Source organism: Chitinophaga skermanii, assembly GCF_003259335.1.
GTDB classification, from domain to species: Bacteria; Bacteroidota; Bacteroidia; order Chitinophagales; family Chitinophagaceae; genus Chitinophaga; species Chitinophaga skermanii.
Window position 1 is genome coordinate 119,081 of record NZ_QLLL01000008.1, and the last position, 20,812, is coordinate 139,892.

Here is a 20,812-nt window from a genome sequence, read left to right on the forward strand (position 1 = left end):
GAATCGGCTATTTGTTTTGTTGCTCGATGTTATTAAGATAGTTCCTGATTTGGTCCAATTCCTCTTTAGAAGAAGAATGGTTACCTAATGCCTGCATAACAAGCTGGCTAGCAGAGCCGCCAAACACGGTATCAATCATCTTATTTAATAATTGTTCCTGTGTTTTTTGTTGCGAAACAACAGCTGTATACACATGTGTTTTACTGCTGGCATCGCGCGTCAATAACCCTTTATCATGCATAATTTGCATAAGCTTCAGGGTGGTCGTATAGCCTACTTCTTTTGTTTGCTCTAATACTTCATGTACTTCACGTACGGTGCATGCACCTTTTTCCCAAAGTACTGTGAGAATTTCAAGTTCTGAATCGGTAGGTTTAATATGTTTGGTCATTGTAAATGCTGATTTAAACGTTTCGAGAACTGCAACGATTATTGTTCTACGAATATCTTCGTAAACAAATGTACGACAGTTTTCGTAAATGCAAAATCCCGGGGCATTTTTTTTAGGGTTTTAGTGATGAATGGTAGAAGGTAAGATCCCTGTTTTTTACTGAGATTATTAACTGTATTGGGTTTGAAGGAATAAGAGGCCGCGCGCCATTACCTGGGAAGAACGGTTTCCAGGTGGTTAAAAGGGAGAAAATGTCCGGTTTCGATACAAGAAAAGGAGAAGGTTATAGGGAGTAGTTAGCCCCCAATGTTTATATAAATGGATTTCCATGTAGTTTATAGTATTGTTCCCTGTACCTGGTAGCTTGCTTGCCTGTGCGTTTCATGTAATTCCATGTGAATTCCATGTAAATCCATGTGTTTTCGATGTGATCACCATGTGTTTCATAAGCTTTTACCTTACTGCTAGTCGTTCATTCCTCGATGTTTTGTCGATAGTTTGCCGATTGCAATAGGATAGGTATCCAAGAAAGGGTAGTCATACAAGTATACCATGTATTTAGTGAGGATTGGATTTTGAGCGTAATTGCTTGGTTGTGAGCGTTTCCCCGTTTTCGCTCCAGCCAGGTGCATTGAAGATATAGTGAAGAGCGGCTTTGAAGGATTTGGCCTTTCTTACATCGCGGAAGATGTTGGCCCATTCGTGGGTGGCTATGCGTAATGGGTTGTAGGTGTTGATGTTTGTAGTGATGCCGTATGTGGGTTTTGCCTTTTCTTCAATAAAAGTTCCAAACATCCGGTCCCAAATAATCAATACCCCTGCATGGTTCTTATCTAAGTAATCCAAATCCGAAGCATGGTGAACCCTATGATGAGAGGGGGTATTAAATATAAACTCCACGGGGCGAGGTAGCTTGTGTATCACTTCCGTATGTATCCAGAATTGGTATAGCAGGCTGATCGACTGCATGGTTAAAATCATCACCGGGTGAAACCCAACCAATGGCATCCATGCCCAAAATAGAAAGGCACCCGTTAAGTTACCCGTCCATGTTTGCCTTAAAGCTGTTGCTAAATTATAATACTGGGAAGAATGATGAATAACATGCGAGGCCCAGAAAAACCGAACCGTATGCGAAATCCTATGAAACCAATAGTAAGAGAAATCATCCGCGAAAAAGCAAGCTATCCATACCCACCAAACCGTCATCTCCAAGGTGAAGAACCTATACTGGTAAATAAAGAGGTATACGGTGAAAATGATACCTTTCGTAACTAATCCAATAGCCACGTTCCCTAAGCCCATCGCGATGCTACTGGCTGCGTCTTTCGGCTTATACACTTCGCGGTGTTGTAACGAACTGATGATCACTTCTATTACTATCAACAACACGAATCCCGGGATGGCATAGTGAATTAAATTAGGTTGCATATTGGCTCACTTTCATACAATTTACATCATTTTTAGCAAGCCAATTGCTCCCATTTTCGTGCGATTTTACGCTATTAAATGCTGAATCTTAGTGCTATCTACTACGTTGTTAATCCGCAAGATTTTACCATCTTCCGAAAGGTCGAATACTTGGCAAGCGCGTATCGCGCCTCCGTATTTGTAAAGAATCGCAGGTTGGTGATTCACTTCCGTAAGAATAGCTTCCGCTTGTGATAAGAATTTGTCGTATACAAATACAAGCAAATCGCGTACAGTAAGCTGACCTTCTGCAAATTTGGCCGCCACTTTCGCGTTCGCTCCACCATCTGCATAGTACAAAATATCATCGGCTAACAAACTCTCAATCTGCTGCATATCCCGTTCCCTAAAGGCCGACATATATTTCTCTAAAAAGCTCATTTGTGCATGCTGTACAGGCACTGTACGAGCTTCCGAAGGTTTGAAAAGCTTCGCCTTAGCGCGCGATAATATCTTCCGCGAGTTCTCTACCGTGGTATCAAATAAAGTCGCAATTTCTTCATGCGAATAATCAAAACTCTCCTTCAGGATAAATATGGCGCGCTCTTTTGCATTCAAGTTCTCCAACAAAATAAGCAATGAATACGATAATATGTTTTCCAAATGCAAATGATTATCTGCTGTTTCTGTGGCAACAGGGGCAGGTAACCAAACATCGCCATCTACTAACTTCTTCCGCTTTTGCTTCAAGTTAATAGCTTGGTTAATAACACTTTTGATAAGGTAGTTCTTCTCGTTTTCAACATCACTATGCTCCTTCGCATAATAGTTCGATAATACATCTTGTATCGCATCCTTGGCATCTTCAATACTGCCAAGGATGTTATACGCATAAGGAAATAAAATGGAATGAAAATCTTGCATGTTTGCTCGTTTGTATTGGGTTATGCTGTTACAACAGCTGTAGCGTCAATTTCTACTAACATCCCATCCAGCGCTAACCTTGGTACGGGAATAAGTGTATTCACCGGGTACAATTCATCGGGCCACGCTTTCTTCCATTCTTCAATGATGATTTGTAGCTTTTCTTGCGAGTGATCCACTACTAACGTAGTTAGTTTTGCAATATGTTGCAAATCGGCACCGGCAGATTGTAACGCTGTACGTAAGTTCTGCAATGCACAAGCTACTTGTGTACGGAAATCGTTGCTTAATGTTCCTTGTGTATCCGATTCGCCACCTTGCCCCGCGATATAAATTATTTTCGCATTAGCAGGTACCTGCGCTACATGCGAAAACCCAAACGGCTGCGGGTTGAAAATATTGCCCGGGTTACTGGTGGTGTGAATTTTTGTTGTCATGTTGTTCTACTGATTAAAACATGCCCACTTTGTAGGTTCCTGCAACGCTCTTCCATGCAATATTCAACCTATTCCACATGTTAATTTGAGCCACTGCAATAGTGATATCTACAATTTGGGCCGGGGTGAAAAATTGTGTCAACGGCTCATATACTTCATTGGGTGCCTCGCAATGGGTTAAAGCTTCTGCAAACGCTAACACCGCACGTTCTTCATCGCTGTAATAGGGTGCTTCGCGCCATGCTGCTAAGCCATGAAGGCGTTGCTCGGTATCGCCCAAGTGAATGGCCTCTTTGTGGTGCATATCCAAGCAATAAGCACAACCATTGATCTGTGAAACCCTGTATTTCAGCAACTCGAATAGTTTATGATCGATGCCACTGTTCTTTAAATGCATTTCTGTTTTGAAAAGCCCGTCAAAAGCGCCTTTATTAGCTTGTTGGAAAGTGATTCTTGGTTCCATATAAGGTGAATTTTATTTGTTTTTAACTAATTACACCAATAAGACAAGGTGGGGCATAAAAACGTGACAGGTTTCCTAAAATTTTTTTTAATGCCCTCAAATCTAGGCCATTCCGCCCGGATTTTAGTAATAAAAAACGGCCTCCACTTAAGTAGAAGCCGTTCATAGCGTATGGCGAAGGTAAAAAGTGTTCTATTAGAATCTACCTGCTTTAATAACGAACTGTGCTGCCGGGCCACTCAATTTGCTATCGGTGATATTAGGGGTGTTCGAACCTGCTACTAACCTGTATGATACACCAATACCAATACGCAAGAAAGTAGTAATGTTCATTTCAGCATTTACTTGTGGTTCTGTTACAAAGAAACCGCTTTGGTCGTGCCATACTTGTTTCTCTGTATCACGCAAGCGTTCACCACGCATAATGCCGCCACCGCCAATTAAAGCGCCTACAGATACATGGAACAATTTATTAGAGTTGAAAGTATATTCCGGTAAGAAACCTGCGTACCACATTGTCCAATATTCTGTAGGATCAATGGTATTTACACGGGGCGCTTCAATGCTATTTACCAAGGCATAACCCGCTAAGCCTAATGTTACTTTACTATTCAACATCACACCTGCGCTACCACCAACTATCACAGCTAGTTTATCATCCAAGGTGCTAAATTTCACAGTAGGGGAAGCATAACCACCTACTCGTAATTTACCGGTACCACGGTTCGAAAGCGTTTCCATGGTTTGTGTTTTCTCTTGTGCTGTCAAATATTGACAAAACAATAATGACAAACATAATGCAAGTACTTTTTTCATATCAATAATGGGAGGTGTTAAGAATTAACGTTAGCGAATAAAGGGTAGTAAAGTTTGATTCAAAAGCCGAGCTAATATTCTTTGTATAAAACCAGGCAATGCATTGAAACACTGCCTGGGAAGATTAATTGTAGGTTGTAATGATGTATATTAAAGTGGTTTGATGGTTTTGTCGGCAAAACTTACGGCCGAAGTACCAAACCAACCCAGTACTTTTTTTGTACTAGCAGGGTTCGTGTTCTTCAAGTTTGTACCCACATTTTCCAATACAGTAGCGAATAAGCCACCGTTATTCACTTGTTTATCAACGTGTGATAGGAAATCGTAGCTTGGTTTTGATAAAGAAGCCAAGCGAACAATTACTTTTTCATCTAATTGGAAGGGTTTATCCCAGTCCGTAATGCTTTCCGCGATCGGCTGAATAAATATGGCGCTATCAGCTAAACCTGCTTCAAACGAACCATCAATAGCGAAAATGTTACTTTGTACATTGCTGGTTGTATTTCTATACCCTCTTACCCAATAGTAATCAGTGACAGGTCCTGCAATATCACGTGCCCAGAAACGAGCGTAATAACCTTCTTTGCCCGATGCCGATTCGTCTTTCTTCTTGAATTCGTAAGTAATAGAATCTACTGGTGGAACGCGTTTGATTGTATCCATGGCCACGAATTCATCGGCGCCAAGGGTAACCGTCAATTTATATACGTGACCCAGTTTAGCGATGCTCACATTCGCTCCGGGGTTGTGGCTATATACGCCGTTTGCGAAGGTGAATGGGTAGGTTTTGTTTTCTGTAACATCCTGCAAAACAATCGTGGCATTGCTTACTACCGGGGCCGGTTGAGAGCTGGTGTACGGCACGGTTTCAGAGATGCGGATCGTTTGCGTACCGGGCGCTGTTGTAATCCAGGCGTCTACTACTGGGTAAACTTTGCCTTTCGGAATGTCGAGATCTATTTTGTCTTCGCAAGCTGTAAATACGGCTGCGATGGCGAGTATTGATAAGTTGAAAATTCGTTTCATGTTTCGGTTTTTAGATCGGGTTAGAATTTGAAATTGTACGTAATACCTGGAATAATGCTGCCGATAATACTCATGCGCACGGCTTCTTTCTTCGTTTTGTCGTCGTCATTTTGTTTGAAGTAGATCGTGTAAGCATTTCTACGTGCATATACGTTGTACAACGAGAATACCCATTCGCCTTTCCAGCGTTTTGTTTGTTTTCCTTTCAAGGTGTACGATAAATCCAAACGGTGGAATGCCGGCAGCCTGTAGTTGTTACGTTTTTCAGTGGTGTTATATGGAATATCCCAATCTTGGAATTCTAACCTAGCATCAGCAAATGTACCCGGTGTGCCACTTGCATAAATGAAGTTGGCAGATACACTACCTCGTTTTGATACTTCATGGTTTACAACCACGTTCAAGTTGTGGGTACGATCGTAACGGTTCAAGAACCATTCGTTCTGGCTAATCCCCATTGTTTTTCTTTCACTGCGCGATAAGGTATAACTAACCCAACCGGTTGTTTTACCTACTTCTTTCTTCGCATATAATTCAATACCGTAAGCACGTCCTTCAGAAGGTAATAAATCAGCTTCAATCAACTGGTTTAACTGCAACTTTGCGTTGTCGATATAATCCAATTGGTTATGCATCTTCTTGTAGAATACTTCTGCAGATGCTTCCCATTTGCCTGTAGGAGCAGAATAAAAGTAACCTGCTGTTACTTGGTCGGCTACCTGTGGCTCGATGTTATTCGTGCTGGGTGTCCATATATCAAGCGGGGTAGGAGATGCTGTATTCGATAATTGGTGCATGAATTGAGACGTTCTAGCATACGCCAATTTCACAGCGCTCTTATTATCGATGGCATAGCGGGCAGAGAAACGTGGTTCGAAGAAGTAATAATCTTTAATTACTTCACCTGCTCCATATTCTTTCTGGCCAATTAAACGCTTGCGAATACCCGCTGTGGTATCAGCATAATAGTAGGCAGTACCTTTACCCATATATTGGAATCCCGATACACGCGCACCATATTGAATGCCCAATTTCGGCGATACTTTAAATTCATGATCCAAATAAATCCCAGATTCTAAAGCATGCTGGTGGTTCAATTCAATCACACTTTCTCGGGTATCTTCAGTACCTACACCTTTACCCGGCTTAAATTTGTAATACACGCTCTGCAAACCAAAATGCAAGCTGTTATTACTGTTGATGTAATAAGTAAAGGCTGGTTTTACACCATAGTTAATGATGTTTGAGGTCCAATCATATCCTTGCTTTTCTTTCGCATCTTCTTCAGAAGCAAAACTCAAGGAATAATCGTATTGACTATAATAAGTAGTTAAGTTCAAGAATAAACGATCGTTGAAGATATGGTTCCAACGGATAGAAGTTGTGGTATTACCCCAGTTAAACTTCGCTTGCTCACCCAAACCAAATACGTCTCTACCAAAATAACCACTCACAAATAAGCTGTTATTCTTATTTAATTGGAAGTTGGCTTTCGCTGTTAAATCATAGAAGTATAAACGCGTATCTTTCAAATCACCTTTAAGGAATGGTTTCATCAATACGTCAACATATGAACGACGACCCGCCACGATAAAGGACGATTTATCCTTCTGTAATGGACCTTCAATGCTCAAACGACTAAATACGTTACTGATACCACCGTTGATCACCGTTTTTTGGTTATTACCATCTTTCATGCGAATATCTAGTACAGAAGAAGTTCTACCGCCGTATTCCGCCGGGAAACCACCTTTCATCAAGTTCAAACTCTTTACAGCATCGGGGTTGAAAACTGAGAAGAAACCCAACATGTGCGTAGCATTATAAACAGGTGCCTCATCTAACAAAATCAAGTTCTCATCCGTAGCACCACCACGTACGTTAAAACCCGATGAGCCTTCACCTACAGTTGTTACACCTGGTAATGTTTGAATTGCACGCAATACATCTACCTCGCCCATAAACGTTGGCAATTTCTTCATCTCCGCAACACTCAACTTATTCACACTCGTTACAAGCGTATTAATGTTTTTCTCTTGTTGCTTTGTCGAAATCACCACCTCGTTTAACTGGCTGTTTGAAGTCACCAATTTCACATCCAACTTCTGGTTAGCTTTCAAGTTCACTTTGATCTTTTGCGTTGAATAGCCGATGTATGAAAATTGGAGTTCATGTTCGCCAGCCGGTAAGGTTAACGAGTAAAAACCATATTCGTTTGTTACTGTACCGGTAGAAGTGCCCGCCTTTGAAATGGAAATCCCAATTAAAGATTCACCGTTCTGTTGGTCCTTCACGTAACCGCTAACGGTAAAACGTTGTTGGGCAAATGCTTTCGGCAATCCAATTTGTAATGCCAAGAAAAGCGTTAGCACTGCTGCTAGTGTTTTCATATTGATTGTTGGTTTATAAAAATCGTCTGTATAAATAATCACCATCCATGGCCTAAATCCTAGGTATGTAAGTCACACGGTTGATACTTCGAATGTATAACGATAAAAAGGGGGAACACCCCTATAGTGAAGATGTAAAATTATTGGGTCGGCAGGGGAAAAACAAGTAAGAATCTGGTTAAAACTAGCGCTGGTCGATTTTAATCAAGATAGGCGCAGTTATACCCCAATTGCTGCACAAACAACATATAATGCTGCTCATCAGCAGGTTGAGAACTCACAATACGCAAAACTTTATCAATATCTTCTAAGTCAATACTACAAGCACTTAACCCGAAGTTGGCCACCAAGGCGTTAATAACCATGTTTTTGTCCTGTTGGGATAGGATATTCGTTTTAAATACACTTACCATATGCACAATTTGAGTTTTTCAAAATACATTTGTGCAAATTTCTATTCCCTATAACAATTTCACTTATATGTGACGGATTATTTATTACATATAACGGATTTATTATGCCTGTAGTAGTAAAGAGTGACGATAATTCAATTTTAGCAGCGGATGACCTCATGTTTAAAGCGGAAGACATTAGGTCGAATGTTTTAATTGAACAAACGCAGCGCCTGGATTACGATTTCGGCACTGCCACTATCAAAGAAATGCGATTTGATGGGATTATGATGGGGTATGGAACGATCGATGTGCACGAGAATATAAAGGTAGAAGCCTCGGACTTAACGCCTTTAGTAGGTATGCATTTCGTGTTGAAAGGCAATTACCAAGCTCAATTAAGCCCAAGGAAAGAGAAGGTAACGTTTTCCGACCTGGAACATACGATAATGTATAACCCCGACATGGAAGATTATATCCAAGTACGGAAACAGCCCGGCATGTCGGTATTTGGCATGAGTTTCACAATAGAGAAATTCAAAGAAATGGCGGAAGGGAATGGCCGTTTGCTGGAAAGCTATGCCGAAAAGATAGAAGCCAATAAACCCATCTTCCTGCTCGATAATTACCGTATTACCCAAAAAATGCTAGCGGTTATAAACGACGTGAAAAACTGTGAGTTCAGCGGTGGCCTTAAAAAGTTATTCCTGCAATCCAAAGCACTCGAGCTTTTAGCCCTGCAATGCGAACAAGTTGAAACAACCAAACCTTCCCGGGAAGGTCTCAGCAAGCAAGACATTGAAAAAATCCATTTCGCAAAGGAAATATTGCTCCTCAATGCCCGCGAACCACTTTCTTTAACCGAATTAGCACGTAAAGCTGGTATTAATGAATTCAAATTGAAAAAAGGATTCAAGGAAGTATTTAACAATACCGTTTTTGGTTACCTCAGCGATTATAGAATGGAACAAGCCGGCATCTTAGTGACGTTGAAAGACAGGTCACTCACAGATATTGCCGATGAATTGGGGTATTCATCTCTACAACACTTCAGCCTTGCTTTTAGAAAGAAATATGGCGTAAGCCCGGTGAAATTCCGCTAAGCGGGATCTTGCTGTGCCTTCTTTTTAGGGCACTCATCTTTGGAGAAATGCCTGGCGAAATCCGCCAAGGTAATATGCTGTAATACGTCGAATATTTGGTCGTCGATCAAGCTGAATAGATCATCGAGATGTGCATTAATTTTCTTACCTACGTTACATTTTTCGTTCGGCTCATTCGGCGAGAACCCAAATACGTGCTCATCCTTAATGGCTTTGAAAATATCGCTTAAACGGATATCCTTCGCTTGTTTTGCCAAACGACTACCACCGCTTTTACCCTCCTTGCTCTCGATAAGCCCGAAGCTCCTAAGATTGCTCAATTCTTTGCGCACCAATGCCGGGTTGGCATTCAACGAACCGGCTATGATTTCGCTGGAAAGCCATTCCTCCCCGCTACTATTCAACAAGGTGAGTATATGGATCGATATTGCAAATTTACTCTTGATCAATTCTGTAACGAAATTAATTACAGAACAAAAATACGCCGATTTTGGCGCAAATCAAAATCTTTTTAACACTAGGAAGGTCGCCCTTTGGGGGGGGGAGAACAGTAGGGTATTCATTTATAATATGTTATTGCTGTGAATCCTCGAAGGTTATAATAAAAAAAGCCACCCGCATGCAGGTGGCTTTTGCAGCTGTTATGGATGCAGTTACTTTTTCTTTTTAATTCCCACGACAGCTTTCGACTTTATTGTAGTAATAAAATCGTCGGAAGGCGCTTCGTCTTTATTGCTTAATTCTTGGGAAATTTCAGAGCGGGTGGTCATTCCTGTTGTAAGGTCTACTTCTGCAAACCCGGTTTGTGTACCTTTTAGGTGGCCTTCTGTAACTTCAGCAACACCGTTTAGCGCGAATTTCACCACGGGTGCTTTGATTTCTTGTACTTTGTAAGTAGTAACAAGGGCCAACTTGGGATTGCTGATTTTAATGTTGAATGTATCATTTACGCCCACTGGCTTTGATGGCCATTGCATCATCATCGTTTTTAGGTTCTCCAACATGGCTTCATCACTTAAGCCACTTGCCATGCCCTTTTTCATAGCGGCTTTCTCTTCTTCACCTAAAAAGTCTATCCCCTCCAAAATTTTATCTACCATTTCATTAATGCCTGTCACTTTTACCACTTTAAATTGTGCATCTACATACACTTTAAAGCTCGCATTAATCATGCCGCCAAACATGCTTTTAAAAACAGAATTGATCATCACCGATTTCATATCGGCAGTATCAATTTTAATAGCTAAACTGTCTTCGGAATCAAACCCCATGGCCTCTTCTCCCATTTTCATGAGATATTTCATGCGGGTATAAGTGAATAGTAATTCGGTTGTTTTGTCGGCACCGGTTTTACCAACAATAATGTCTACATCACTGCCGATGACCATGTTCATGTCTTGACCACTATTGCCAATATGAATGTCTTGGTCAATATCAGTAGAATATTCAAAACGTTGCCCTTCTTTCAAGGTCGTTTTCAATACCACTTTTTTCTGCGCAATTACAATGCTGGAGATGCTAATAATAGTTAGGAATAGTAAAAGTTTCTTCATAAACCAAAGTTATTAATTCATTTTGATCATGGAGAAGGTAATATTTTCCGTTGCGTCAATTGGACCGCTATATTCTTTATTCTTCACCTGTCCTTTAATTTGCTTCAACAAGCTACCCGCTAATACGGTATTCGACGCTTTATCTACTAAGTATTTGCCTTTGTACGATAAGTGAAGGTTGGCCGGTAAGGGGTTTACAAAGTTTGTTTCAGACACAAGTTGGAATTTGTCTTTGAAGATTTCCTTCACGGTATATTCTCTTTGCATGTGTAAACCAACATGGTTATCTACAAGGTCTACGTCCATCCAGCTATCGTTCTTGCCTACTTTTTCCTGTGTTGGAGGCAGTAAAACACGGTTCATACATTCGCTGAAGAATAGGTTGTTTAAAAGGCCGGTGGCAATGTTTTCCACTTCTTTTTGGTAATTGGTTTTTTCGGTGGATGTAATGAAGATCTTTTGCCAAATGGAATCAACCCCGGTGATATTACCGATGCTGGCATTTTCTAAGAAGCGACCATGAAATGTTTGATCCATGAATTGCCCAAAGGCATTCCGTAAAGCCGTATTTACATGAATCTCCGTAGAATCACTCGAGCGTTCGATGATGGCATTGGGTTCTTCCGAGTCGAACCCATATAGTGCCGTACGGTCTTGCAGTACAAGCTTCAAACGAACAAGGGAAATGTTCAACAAGTTGCGGCCACGGGTATCGGCTTCTTTTACCTCTACTTTAAATACGAAGTCAAGATCAAGCAGCTCATCATTGTTTTTTCCGAATGCTTGGGTAATGCTTTTCGTGAACGTAGCATAGGATAATTCATACACATCGCCTTCTTTCAACACGGTTCTTACCTCCACTTTGCCCGCGTTTTGCTGCGCAGTAGCTAGGCAAACGATCATCAACAGCGATATGGTCGTTAATAGGTATTTCATAGGATTATATATGTGATTCAATCGCAATATAATGTATATATAAAGAAAAAGGGCCTCTAACTTCGTAGAGACCCTTGAAAAAAAGTGTATGATGTTCTAACGTGAATACCGCGAGGTGCGGCTTTCAACGGTTATACTAGCATTTGTAGGTATAACCTTTAGGCAGGAGAAAAGTAACAACTTGTTGCTTTGTTTCTTTTGCTTCTTTTGTTTTGGGTGCCTCAACGGGTGCTTTTTCAGTAACTGCACGCGTATTGTGCATAGATGCCAATGTTGGCGCAATTACCAATGAAACAATCGACATTAATTTAATGAGGATGTTCATAGAAGGACCAGAAGTATCTTTAAATGGATCACCCACTGTATCACCTGTTACAGATGCTTTGTGTGGTTCCGATTTTTTGTAATAAGTTTCGCCGTTGATTTCAACGCCTTTTTCGAAGCTTTTCTTCGCGTTATCCCAAGCACCGCCGGCATTATTCTGGAACATACCCATTAATACACCACTAACGGTTGCACCTGCTAAGAAGCCACCCAATACCTCGGGGCCGAAAATAAACCCGATAATTAATGGTGAAATCAACGCAATTGCACCTGGTAATAACATTTCACGGATAGACGCTTGCGTAGAAATTGCCACGCACTTTTCATATTCCGGTTTGCCTGTACCTTCCAAAATCCCCGGGATTTCACGGAACTGCCTACGAACTTCTTCTACCATGGCCATGGCTGCACGACCAACCGCCGCAATTGCCAAAGATGAGAAGATGAACGGAATCATGGCGCCAATGAATAAACCAGATAATACATCCGCTTTATAAATATCAATACCTTGGATACCTGCAATACCCACAAATGCTGCAAACAAAGCCAAAGCAGTCAATGCCGCAGAGGCAATCGCGAAGCCTTTACCCGTAGCAGCTGTAGTATTACCTACTGCATCCAAAATATCTGTTTTCTCACGTACTTCTTTCGGTAATTCGCTCATTTCAGCAATACCACCCGCGTTATCGGCAATAGGACCAAAGGCATCGATCGCTAATTGCATGGCTGTAGTAGCCATCATACCGGCTGCTGCAATGGCCACACCATATAAGCCGGCAAAGGCATAAGAACCGTAAATACCACCTGCTAATACAATAATTGGCAACATGGTCGATTCCATACCTACCGATAAACCACCAATAATGTTGGTAGCATGGCCGGTAGCAGATTGACGAATAATAGAACGAACCGGGCGTTTACCCATGGCGGTGTAATATTCCGTGATAATACTCATCAAAGTTCCTACAACCAAACCAACTATAATCGCACCGAATACCCCGTTCTTCGTAAACTCAAAGCCACGGAGTGTAAGGTTATCGGGCAAAATATATTGCACTAAGAAATAAGAAGCAACCGCGGTAATTACAATAGAACCCCAGTTACCCATATTCAGTGCTTTTTGAACACTGCTGGTGTTTAATCCTGCTGTTTCGCTAATACGTACAAACCAAGTACCGATGATGGAGAAGATAATACCGCAACCTGCAATAAGCATGGGTAATAACACGGGAGAAATACCACCGAAATTATCCGTAGCTGTTGTTTCAGATCCCAATACCATGGTGGCTAATACTGTGGCTACGTAAGAACCAAATAGATCAGCACCCATACCGGCTACGTCGCCCACATTATCACCTACGTTATCGGCAATGGTAGCTGGGTTACGTGGATCATCTTCCGGGATACCGGCTTCTACTTTACCTACTAAGTCAGCACCAACATCGGCCGCTTTCGTGTAAATACCACCACCAACGCGGGCGAAGAGGGCAATACTTTCAGCACCAAGGGAGAAACCTGTTAATACTTCAATGGTTTTAAACATTTCGGCGGTATGTGCTTCCGCCCCGAAATATGTTTTCAATACAATAAATAATCCGCCTAATCCCAATACAGCTAAGCCTGCAACACCCATCCCCATTACCGAACCGCCGGTAAAAGAAACTTTTAATGCACGGGCTAAGCTTGTACGTGCAGCATGTGCTGTGCGTACATTCGCCTTGGTGGCTATTTTCATGCCTATGAATCCCGCTAACGCAGAAAACACGGCACCTAAGATAAATGCTAAGGCAATCGTCCAGTCGCTATTCTCATGAGATGCTCCCATGTATCCTAATAAAAGGGCGGCAATAATTACGAATCCCGTTAAAATTTTATACTCAGCTTTTAAAAATGCCATTGCCCCTTCGGCAATGTGTGTGGCGATCTCTTTCATGCGCGCATCGCCTGCGTCTTGACGTGAAACCCATGCACTTTTTACGGCCGTGAACAATAATGCAATCACTCCGAAAAAAGGTACGATGTAGATTAAATTCATAATAAGCCCTTTAAAAATTGGTTGCAAAAAAATGTATCAGTGAAAAATTATTAGTGTAGTAATATAAACCATTTATTTCTAATGAATGGGGATTTTTTTCTTAGAAATAATTTGGGTCGATAGAATTGTTGGGGTGCTATAGATTTTTTGTATATCGATTGTAAAGCCCTGCTGTGGCTGGTTTGGACTGTTTTAATTGGGTAGTTTTTTGAATATTTCACCTAAGAAATCAATGATGTCGCCCGCTACCATGGCTTCTTGGGATAATTGTTCCGCAGCTGCGTCACCTGCCGCGCCATGAATATAAGCACCCAGCAATACGGCTACTTTCGATTGGTAGCCTTGTGCTAATAAACCGGTTAAGATACCCGTTAATACATCGCCACTTCCACCCGTAGCCATACCCGGGTTACCGGTTGAGTTAAAGTAAACCACGCCATCTGGGCAGGCAATAGCGCTAAACTTGCCTTTTAGTAAGATATATAGTTTGTATTGAACGGCTTTCTCACGCAGCAAGGATAACCGCTCGAATTGGTTGCTAGTGGCTCCAAATAAACGTTCAAACTCTTTGGGATGAGGTGTTAAGATACTATTGGCAGGAATTTGATCCAATAAACGCGGGTATTGCGAAATTATGTTTAATGCATCCGCATCTATTACCATGGCTTGCTTATACTGTAATAAAAGCTTCTCCAGCCCCTTTGCTGTGCTCACATCTGTTCCTAAACCCGGCCCAATGCCAATGGTATTGTATTGCTGTTTTTCTTGTACCAAGGTGTAGAATTGCATCGATAGCTCGTTGCGTGGATCTGTAATACACATGGCCTCCGGAACACTTGTTTGCATGATGTTATATCCACAACTAGGAAGGTAAGTTGTTAACAACCCAACGCCGCTTCGTAAACATGCTTTCGCACTTAATACAGCTGCGCCTATTTTACCATAACTACCGGCAATGAGCAAAGCATGACCATACGTTCCTTTATGTGCAAAGCTTTTACGCGGTTGATATAATGCCCTTACCATGGCTGCATCTACAATATGGTAAGGTGTAGACTCTCGCTGTAAAAACTCAGGATGTAACCCAATAGGCAATAGCACAATCTCGCCTACACGTTCCGCATTTTCTGGTAATAAAAAGCCCAATTTATATACCTCGAAACTTAATGTATAACGTGCATGTATACACGTCGATTTTTCCGAACTACTATCGATCATCATGCCCGATGGCACATCAATTGATAGGATGGGTATTTGTTGTTGTAAGTTGTTGATATGATGAAATACCCCCGCCAACCAACCTTCTACAGGACGGTTGAGCCCTGTGCCAAGTATCGCATCTACTACAATGCCTGTTGTTATGCTTGGCACCTCGTGGGAAGCATGGATGTATTGGGGTTGTATAGGTAGTTTTTCCAAGTTCGCTGTAAAGTCGTCCGTAGCGTGCAGGCTAACTTCCACTATGTATACTTGCACTTTGTAATCTTGCTCCCATAATAACCGTGCAATGGCTAAGCCATCACCACCATTATTCCCTTTTCCACAGAAGATATGCACTGTTTCGGAAGAAGAAAAATGTGCGCTGATCCATTGCGCACAAGCGCTAGCAGCACGTTCCATTAAATCAATACTTGATATGGGTTCGTTTGCAATGGTATAAGCGTCGGCCGCTTTAATTTGCTGGGCGGATAAGATTTTCATAGTATAAAAATACGAAACCCCGGCGAATGCCAGGGTTTCATAATCTTGGGGAAGATGGATGAGCTATATTCTTATGAAGCTTAGAATTTTAGAAAGTGAATCTTGCAGATGCACCGAAGATTTGTTCACCGTAGTAATCATGACCACCAGTGAAGTTTACGTAAGGTTTTAAATCGCCTTGTAAAGTCAATGGAATGTTCTTGAATGTATATTCAACACCCCAAATCGCGTCCAAGCCAAATACACCTTTCGTATCGCCATCTTTGCGACGACCATTATCCCAATAATCTGTTTTGTAAGCACCACCGTGTAAACCACCACCAGCAAACATGTTCCATTCTTTCTTACCGAACACATTCCAATGGTATTCGTACAAACCAGTGATTGTTACATTCGCATTATCGTATCCAGCAAATTGATGGCTAACGATACCTTCAATAGCGTGTGGACCGGCAATAAAATGTTTAGCAGTAAAACCAATCGACCAAGGGTTTACGCGCACACCAATAGCGGTGTTGTAATTGCCCACGCTGCTGTTACTATAATTCCTCTTTTGTGCGTTGGATTGAAGTGCTACGAATAACATCACTCCAAAAATTAGCATGATCTTTTTCATCGTTGGATCGTATTTATAAATGGTTTTTCAAAAATTGTTTTGCTACGTGTATTGTAGATAACACAATAGCGCATAGGTAGCAACATTACAATCGTGTATGCTGTAAATAATGCTGGTAGGGTATTTACAAGAACAATGCCAAATGTTAATTATCTGTTATGCCTTCAGCCGCTTGATAAAAATAAATCCCATTAATGCCGCCACTACACTCGCTAATATCACCGACATAATCGCCACGATCTGCATCTCCAATTCTTTGAAAGCCAATGTAGAAATGAAGATCGACATGGTAAATCCAATGCCCGCAATCATACCCACACCCAACAACTGTTTCCATTTTGCACCATCCGGTAAGGCCGCAATTTTTAGTTTCGCAGCTATATAAGAGAAGAAAAAGATGCCCAATGGTTTCCCAATAACCAATCCCAACATAATACCATAACTCACCTTGTTCGTAAATGCATGTAGTAAGTCGGCCGGGAACTTAATGGCCGTGTTGGCAAGGGCAAACAATGGCATTATTATAAAGTTAACGGGGTCGTGTAAGAAGTTTTCCAATTTATGCACCTTGCTCAAAGGTATTGTAAAGGCGAGCAAAACACCCGCAATGGTAGCATGAATGCCACTGTTGAAAATGCAATACCATAATATAATACCCGGTATAAAATAGAATACCAGCCGCTGTACTTTGAAGTAATTCAATGCTAATAATACTACCATTATTCCGCCACCTACTAGTAAATAACTGGTATGTAATTCATCGGTGTAAAATATAGCAATCGCTAAAATAGCTCCTAAGTCATCGATAATAGCCAGTGCAGCTAAGAATATTTTCAGATTTACCGGTACGCGGTTACCCAATAATGATAAGATGCCTAAAGAAAAGGCAATATCCGTAGCCATCGGTATACCCCAACCATGTGCATAATCGGTACCCCCATTAAATAACGTATAAATCAATGCCGGGCAAACCATGCCGCCAATAGCTGCTAAAACAGGCATCAACGAACGGCGAATGCTAGATAATTCCCCTGTAGTTAATTCACGCTTGATTTCCATGCCTACAAGGAAGAAGAACAGGGCCATTAGCCCATCATTGATCCACATTAAATTGGAGTTGGGAAAGTGCAAGCCTTGTACATCGTAATGATGACCACTACTTGGATTAAAAAGGTGTGCCCAGAACTGGATGTATTGTTGCGACCATGGCGAATTGGCTAACAATAAAGAAAGGATTGTACAGGAAACTAGTACGATTCCTACCGCTCTACTATCGTGTAAAAATTGGTAAATAGGTGATAAAATCTTCTGTTCAAATAGTTTCCATTTTTTCGCCATTGTGTCAAATTTTAGATGATAAAAACACCGATGCTTCAAAGCTTATTGATAAAAAGCGTTTGAAGCACCGGTAAAAATTTGCTTTTGTTCTTGTAACAAAAACGTATGTAATAATATAAGTCGCTAATTACCGATAAGCTCGTATTTCGTCTTAGGTCGTTTTTCTGGGTCCCAATGGAAGCCTGGTAAAAACATGATCTCGCGAGTTTTTTGTCCCATCGGGTCCATGATACCATCCGGCTCCTTAATATATACCGCGCGATCTACTTCTCCATTTTCAAAATACACCATCACACGGGCACATTTTAAGTGCGTAATACCAATGAAGCTACTATCCTCATCTTGTACGTAATAAACCGTTTCAGCATTTCCTTCTACATGGATAGAGTCAAGTTTATCATTGCTAATATACGCCCAAATTACGCGTCCTTTTACTTGGTTGTATAAGTCTTTAGATACCTTGCTAATCACCATCGCATTTTGATCTAACAATACACGGCTGGCTTTTTGATTTTTCGTGAATAATTTCACCGTATCTCCAAACATCTCGTACTCGCGCGACCATAACAATGGGTTGCCATACAAGCGGAATACAGAATCGCGGCTCGTATAATATACACTATCAGCAACACCTTGCAGTGAATCGGAGAATATTTTTACATGGTGGAACGCCTTCATATAACGGTATTCCGTTGTGTCTGCAGGCGTTTTCACGGTATCTTTTTTCATGTGGGCGAATGCGCTATCTGCTGGAATAGAAGCGCTATCTAAGCGAGCTACAGGATCATTACCTCCCATTGGGTCATCTTGAGAAACGGGTTTCAAAGGGGTAATGGCCTGGCTTCTTGGATTTTGTTTCTTCGCAGCGGCAGCAGCATTGACTTTCTTCGTAGAGTCGATGTTCTTCTTTATCATATCCTTTACAGGCTTTTCTATACCCGAGAACAAGGTATCTCCTGCTATAAAGATTGTATCCTTTCCTTCTAACAATAACACGGGCTTCTGGGTAGCCATCAACGATTTCTCGTTTTGATTCACCACGCCGTAATTACCGAGTACAGAAATCTTTTGTGCTGTATCACGCCAAACAAGGTTACCGGTAGCATAGGCCATCCCTGTTTTTTTATCCATTTGGATAGCATTCGCTGTAAAACGACTTGTACTATCCTCGATAATAGGGCGTGAACCAAAATCGCCATAACCGAGTTCCGTGTTATAATAGCCGCTTGTGGTATACATCGTTGTTTTACCATCATAAATAGTGGTAGGGGCGATGATCGTAGCGATTTTAGTATCTGTATTATAAAGTAAGGTATCGGTGCTAAGGGTATATTCTGGATCTACAAGTAATACATCGTTCTTGAAGAACACATCTTTTGTAGTGGCGTAATAATAACCAACACCGCTGGTGAGCACCGTTTTGGTATTCGTTAGTTTGCCACCTTTTAAGTACGTACCAATTTTTGCATTCAAATCATAACTCAACTCCGGCCCAACAATGGTGGTTTTACCATCTGTTAGCTTCGCATTCCCAATAAGCGTGGCAATACGTGGGTTCCCATCATAATGCAAGAGGTCGGCATACGTATGTACACTATCTGCTTGGTTAATATGAACATGACCATAAGCATCCACAATGTTGGATACCTTGTTCAACACGGCACTATCGCAATACAGGTAGGTAGTACCTTGCCTAAAAATAACGTTGTCTTTAAACCTGGTGATATCTGTTCCGTCGGCTAACTTCTCACCTTCCAAGCTTTTAGCATTAATAACATGGATTGTTTTAGACGTATCTTCTTGAAATGACTGCGCATTACCGACCCTAGAGGTGGGTAATGCGTTCGCCAATATATGACCAGCCAAAGCTAAACCAAGGAGTGGGAGTAGCCCGGTTGCGATTTTTTTCAACATCAGTGTATACTATTTTGCCGAATCAGATGGGATTGGCAGTACTTTATTCTTTTTACCAAACAAGGAAAGATGCACGTAACGGTTCGGGTTGTAACGGAGGTCTTCCATTAACTTATTGAGGTTTGATAAAGTGTTTTGCAGGTTGTTATAAACCGCCTTGTCATTCATCAATAATCCCAAAGTGCCGTCTTTACTATTCAACTTCGACATAAAACTGTTCAAGTTGGTTACCGTTTGCTTCAACTGGTCCAATGATTTATCAATGTCACCGTTCGCTAAGGAAGCGGTAGCTTTCTCGGCATTCGCTAACACGGCATTGATTTTATCATTGTTGTTGTTAAGGTTGGTAGAGAAGGAAGACAAGTTGTTCAATGTCGTAGATACGCTACCGTTAGACGCCAACAACCTATCAACAGAGCCAGATGCATTGTTTAAATTATGCATAGTAGCATTTAAACTGTTGATCGCTTCGCGGAGGTTGCCTTTTGTAGCAGGGTCGAAAATACCGTTTACGGCCAATAAAACGCTGTCTACGTTTGAAAGGGTTACTTGTAATTTCGCTACGAGTGGGTTTAATTGTTCTTTCAATGCATCAGAAATAGAACCATCTACAGCAGCATACAAGGTATCGCCACTTTTGAGGTAATCATTTGCATTACCGAAATCTACTTGTACTTTCTTAGTTCCCAATAAATCGGAGCTAATACGAGCGACCGAGTTTTTCGGGATTTCGATCTTTTTATTGATCTGGAGGGTTACCAAAATCCTGCCGGCGTTTTTGTCCATCACATCGAGGTTCAATACACTACCGACCACTAAACCATTTACTTCCACCGTATTGGCAGGCTGCAAACCATTTACTTGTGTATAAACGGCATAAATGATTTTCTTGTTAGAGAAAAGACTTTTGCCTTTTAACAAATTGAATCCTAGTACCAGTAAGGTAATACCAACAGCCGTTAATACACCAACCTTGGTTTCGTTTGATATCTTGAGCATCGATTAATAAGTATGGTTGCTGCAAAAATAATCAAAAACCGTTT

At 41.3% G+C, this 20,812-nt stretch carries 19 protein-coding genes; 1 reads left to right on the forward strand and 18 read right to left on the reverse strand.

What is annotated here, in order from left to right; genetic code table 11:
- Positions 1-7 precede the first annotated feature (7 nt).
- The 9 genes from LX64_RS19975 to LX64_RS20015 all read right to left on the reverse strand — a co-directional run bounded on the left by LX64_RS19975 (position 8) and on the right by LX64_RS20015 (position 8,270).
- On the reverse strand, positions 8-391 hold the full coding sequence (locus tag LX64_RS19975) for a BlaI/MecI/CopY family transcriptional regulator (protein ID WP_111599472.1): 384 nt from the start codon (positions 389-391) through the stop codon (positions 8-10).
- Positions 392-949: 558 nt separating this feature from the next.
- Positions 950-1,822, reverse strand: coding sequence for a sterol desaturase family protein (locus tag LX64_RS19980; protein WP_111599473.1), 873 nt, complete (start codon positions 1,820-1,822; stop codon positions 950-952).
- A gap of 66 nt (positions 1,823-1,888) precedes the next feature.
- Positions 1,889-2,725 (reverse strand): sigma-70 family RNA polymerase sigma factor, encoded by an 837-nt coding sequence (locus LX64_RS19985; protein ID WP_111599474.1) that lies wholly within the window; start codon positions 2,723-2,725, stop codon positions 1,889-1,891.
- 20 nt (positions 2,726-2,745) lie between these two features.
- The gene (locus LX64_RS19990) at positions 2,746-3,162 is read right to left on the reverse strand and encodes a RidA family protein (RefSeq protein WP_111599475.1); all 417 of its coding nucleotides are present in this window, start codon (positions 3,160-3,162) and stop codon (positions 2,746-2,748) included.
- A gap of 13 nt (positions 3,163-3,175) precedes the next feature.
- Positions 3,176-3,625 carry a carboxymuconolactone decarboxylase family protein gene (locus tag LX64_RS19995; protein WP_111599476.1) on the reverse strand — a complete coding sequence of 150 codons (450 nt, stop codon included), beginning with the start codon at positions 3,623-3,625 and terminating at the stop codon, positions 3,176-3,178.
- A gap of 195 nt (positions 3,626-3,820) precedes the next feature.
- Entirely contained in the window at positions 3,821-4,441 is a 621-nt protein-coding gene (locus LX64_RS20000) for a hypothetical protein (RefSeq protein WP_111599477.1), read from the reverse strand.
- A gap of 150 nt (positions 4,442-4,591) precedes the next feature.
- A complete protein-coding gene (locus LX64_RS20005; RefSeq protein WP_111599478.1) occupies positions 4,592-5,467 on the reverse strand; it encodes a DUF4249 domain-containing protein in 876 nt (291 codons plus the stop codon).
- Between the two features lie 20 nt (positions 5,468-5,487).
- Positions 5,488-7,857: a TonB-dependent receptor gene (locus LX64_RS20010; RefSeq protein ID WP_111599630.1), complete on the reverse strand. Its 2,370-nt coding sequence runs from the start codon at positions 7,855-7,857 to the stop codon at positions 5,488-5,490.
- Between the two features lie 200 nt (positions 7,858-8,057).
- Positions 8,058-8,270 (reverse strand): hypothetical protein, encoded by a 213-nt coding sequence (locus LX64_RS20015; RefSeq protein WP_111599479.1) that lies wholly within the window; start codon positions 8,268-8,270, stop codon positions 8,058-8,060.
- Positions 8,271-8,374: 104 nt separating this feature from the next.
- Between LX64_RS20015 and LX64_RS20020 the strand changes: the two genes are divergently transcribed.
- A complete protein-coding gene (locus LX64_RS20020; protein ID WP_111599480.1) occupies positions 8,375-9,352 on the forward strand; it encodes a helix-turn-helix domain-containing protein in 978 nt (325 codons plus the stop codon).
- Here the strand turns inward: LX64_RS20020 and LX64_RS20025 are convergent.
- The 9 genes from LX64_RS20025 to LX64_RS20065 all read right to left on the reverse strand — a co-directional run bounded on the left by LX64_RS20025 (position 9,349) and on the right by LX64_RS20065 (position 20,768).
- On the reverse strand, positions 9,349-9,801 hold the full coding sequence (locus tag LX64_RS20025) for an Rrf2 family transcriptional regulator (RefSeq protein ID WP_111599481.1): 453 nt from the start codon (positions 9,799-9,801) through the stop codon (positions 9,349-9,351). The genes LX64_RS20020 and LX64_RS20025 overlap by 4 nt on opposite strands.
- A gap of 204 nt (positions 9,802-10,005) precedes the next feature.
- On the reverse strand, positions 10,006-10,905 hold the full coding sequence (locus LX64_RS20030) for a DUF6263 family protein (RefSeq protein WP_111599482.1): 900 nt from the start codon (positions 10,903-10,905) through the stop codon (positions 10,006-10,008).
- A 12-nt stretch (positions 10,906-10,917) separates the two neighbouring features.
- Complete coding sequence (locus tag LX64_RS20035) at positions 10,918-11,841, reverse strand: DUF6263 family protein (protein ID WP_111599483.1); 924 nt, start codon at positions 11,839-11,841, stop codon at positions 10,918-10,920.
- Positions 11,842-11,977: 136 nt separating this feature from the next.
- The gene (locus LX64_RS20040; protein ID WP_111599484.1) at positions 11,978-14,200 is read right to left on the reverse strand and encodes a sodium-translocating pyrophosphatase; all 2,223 of its coding nucleotides are present in this window, start codon (positions 14,198-14,200) and stop codon (positions 11,978-11,980) included.
- 192 nt (positions 14,201-14,392) lie between these two features.
- A complete protein-coding gene (locus tag LX64_RS20045; protein ID WP_111599485.1) occupies positions 14,393-15,901 on the reverse strand; it encodes an NAD(P)H-hydrate dehydratase in 1,509 nt (502 codons plus the stop codon).
- Positions 15,902-15,989: 88 nt separating this feature from the next.
- Positions 15,990-16,517 (reverse strand): hypothetical protein, encoded by a 528-nt coding sequence (locus LX64_RS20050; protein ID WP_111599486.1) that lies wholly within the window; start codon positions 16,515-16,517, stop codon positions 15,990-15,992.
- A 156-nt stretch (positions 16,518-16,673) separates the two neighbouring features.
- The gene (gene nhaA, locus LX64_RS20055; protein ID WP_111599487.1) at positions 16,674-17,855 is read right to left on the reverse strand and encodes a Na+/H+ antiporter NhaA; all 1,182 of its coding nucleotides are present in this window, start codon (positions 17,853-17,855) and stop codon (positions 16,674-16,676) included.
- 123 nt (positions 17,856-17,978) lie between these two features.
- Entirely contained in the window at positions 17,979-19,769 is a 1,791-nt protein-coding gene (locus LX64_RS20060; RefSeq protein ID WP_111599488.1) for an OstA-like protein, read from the reverse strand.
- A gap of 9 nt (positions 19,770-19,778) precedes the next feature.
- On the reverse strand, positions 19,779-20,768 hold the full coding sequence (locus LX64_RS20065; protein WP_111599489.1) for an MlaD family protein: 990 nt from the start codon (positions 20,766-20,768) through the stop codon (positions 19,779-19,781).
- Positions 20,769-20,812: the final 44 nt, after the last annotated feature.

Coding starts and splice junctions, on each gene's coding strand:
- LX64_RS19975 (WP_111599472.1), bottom strand. CDS start 391: ATGACCAAACATATTAAACCTACCGATTCAGAACTTGAAATTCTCACA.
- LX64_RS19980 (WP_111599473.1), bottom strand. CDS start 1,822: ATGCAACCTAATTTAATTCACTATGCCATCCCGGGATTCGTGTTGTTG.
- LX64_RS19985 (WP_111599474.1), bottom strand. CDS start 2,725: ATGCAAGATTTTCATTCCATTTTATTTCCTTATGCGTATAACATCCTT.
- LX64_RS19990 (WP_111599475.1), bottom strand. CDS start 3,162: ATGACAACAAAAATTCACACCACCAGTAACCCGGGCAATATTTTCAAC.
- LX64_RS19995 (WP_111599476.1), bottom strand. CDS start 3,625: ATGGAACCAAGAATCACTTTCCAACAAGCTAATAAAGGCGCTTTTGAC.
- LX64_RS20000 (WP_111599477.1), bottom strand. CDS start 4,441: ATGAAAAAAGTACTTGCATTATGTTTGTCATTATTGTTTTGTCAATAT.
- LX64_RS20005 (WP_111599478.1), bottom strand. CDS start 5,467: ATGAAACGAATTTTCAACTTATCAATACTCGCCATCGCAGCCGTATTT.
- LX64_RS20010 (WP_111599630.1), bottom strand. CDS start 7,857: ATGAAAACACTAGCAGCAGTGCTAACGCTTTTCTTGGCATTACAAATT.
- LX64_RS20015 (WP_111599479.1), bottom strand. CDS start 8,270: ATGGTAAGTGTATTTAAAACGAATATCCTATCCCAACAGGACAAAAAC.
- LX64_RS20020 (WP_111599480.1), top strand. CDS start 8,375: ATGCCTGTAGTAGTAAAGAGTGACGATAATTCAATTTTAGCAGCGGAT.
- LX64_RS20030 (WP_111599482.1), bottom strand. CDS start 10,905: ATGAAGAAACTTTTACTATTCCTAACTATTATTAGCATCTCCAGCATT.
- LX64_RS20035 (WP_111599483.1), bottom strand. CDS start 11,841: ATGAAATACCTATTAACGACCATATCGCTGTTGATGATCGTTTGCCTA.
- LX64_RS20040 (WP_111599484.1), bottom strand. CDS start 14,200: ATGAATTTAATCTACATCGTACCTTTTTTCGGAGTGATTGCATTATTG.
- LX64_RS20045 (WP_111599485.1), bottom strand. CDS start 15,901: ATGAAAATCTTATCCGCCCAGCAAATTAAAGCGGCCGACGCTTATACC.
- LX64_RS20050 (WP_111599486.1), bottom strand. CDS start 16,517: ATGAAAAAGATCATGCTAATTTTTGGAGTGATGTTATTCGTAGCACTT.
- nhaA (WP_111599487.1), bottom strand. CDS start 17,855: ATGGCGAAAAAATGGAAACTATTTGAACAGAAGATTTTATCACCTATT.
- LX64_RS20060 (WP_111599488.1), bottom strand. CDS start 19,769: ATGTTGAAAAAAATCGCAACCGGGCTACTCCCACTCCTTGGTTTAGCT.
- LX64_RS20065 (WP_111599489.1), bottom strand. CDS start 20,768: ATGCTCAAGATATCAAACGAAACCAAGGTTGGTGTATTAACGGCTGTT.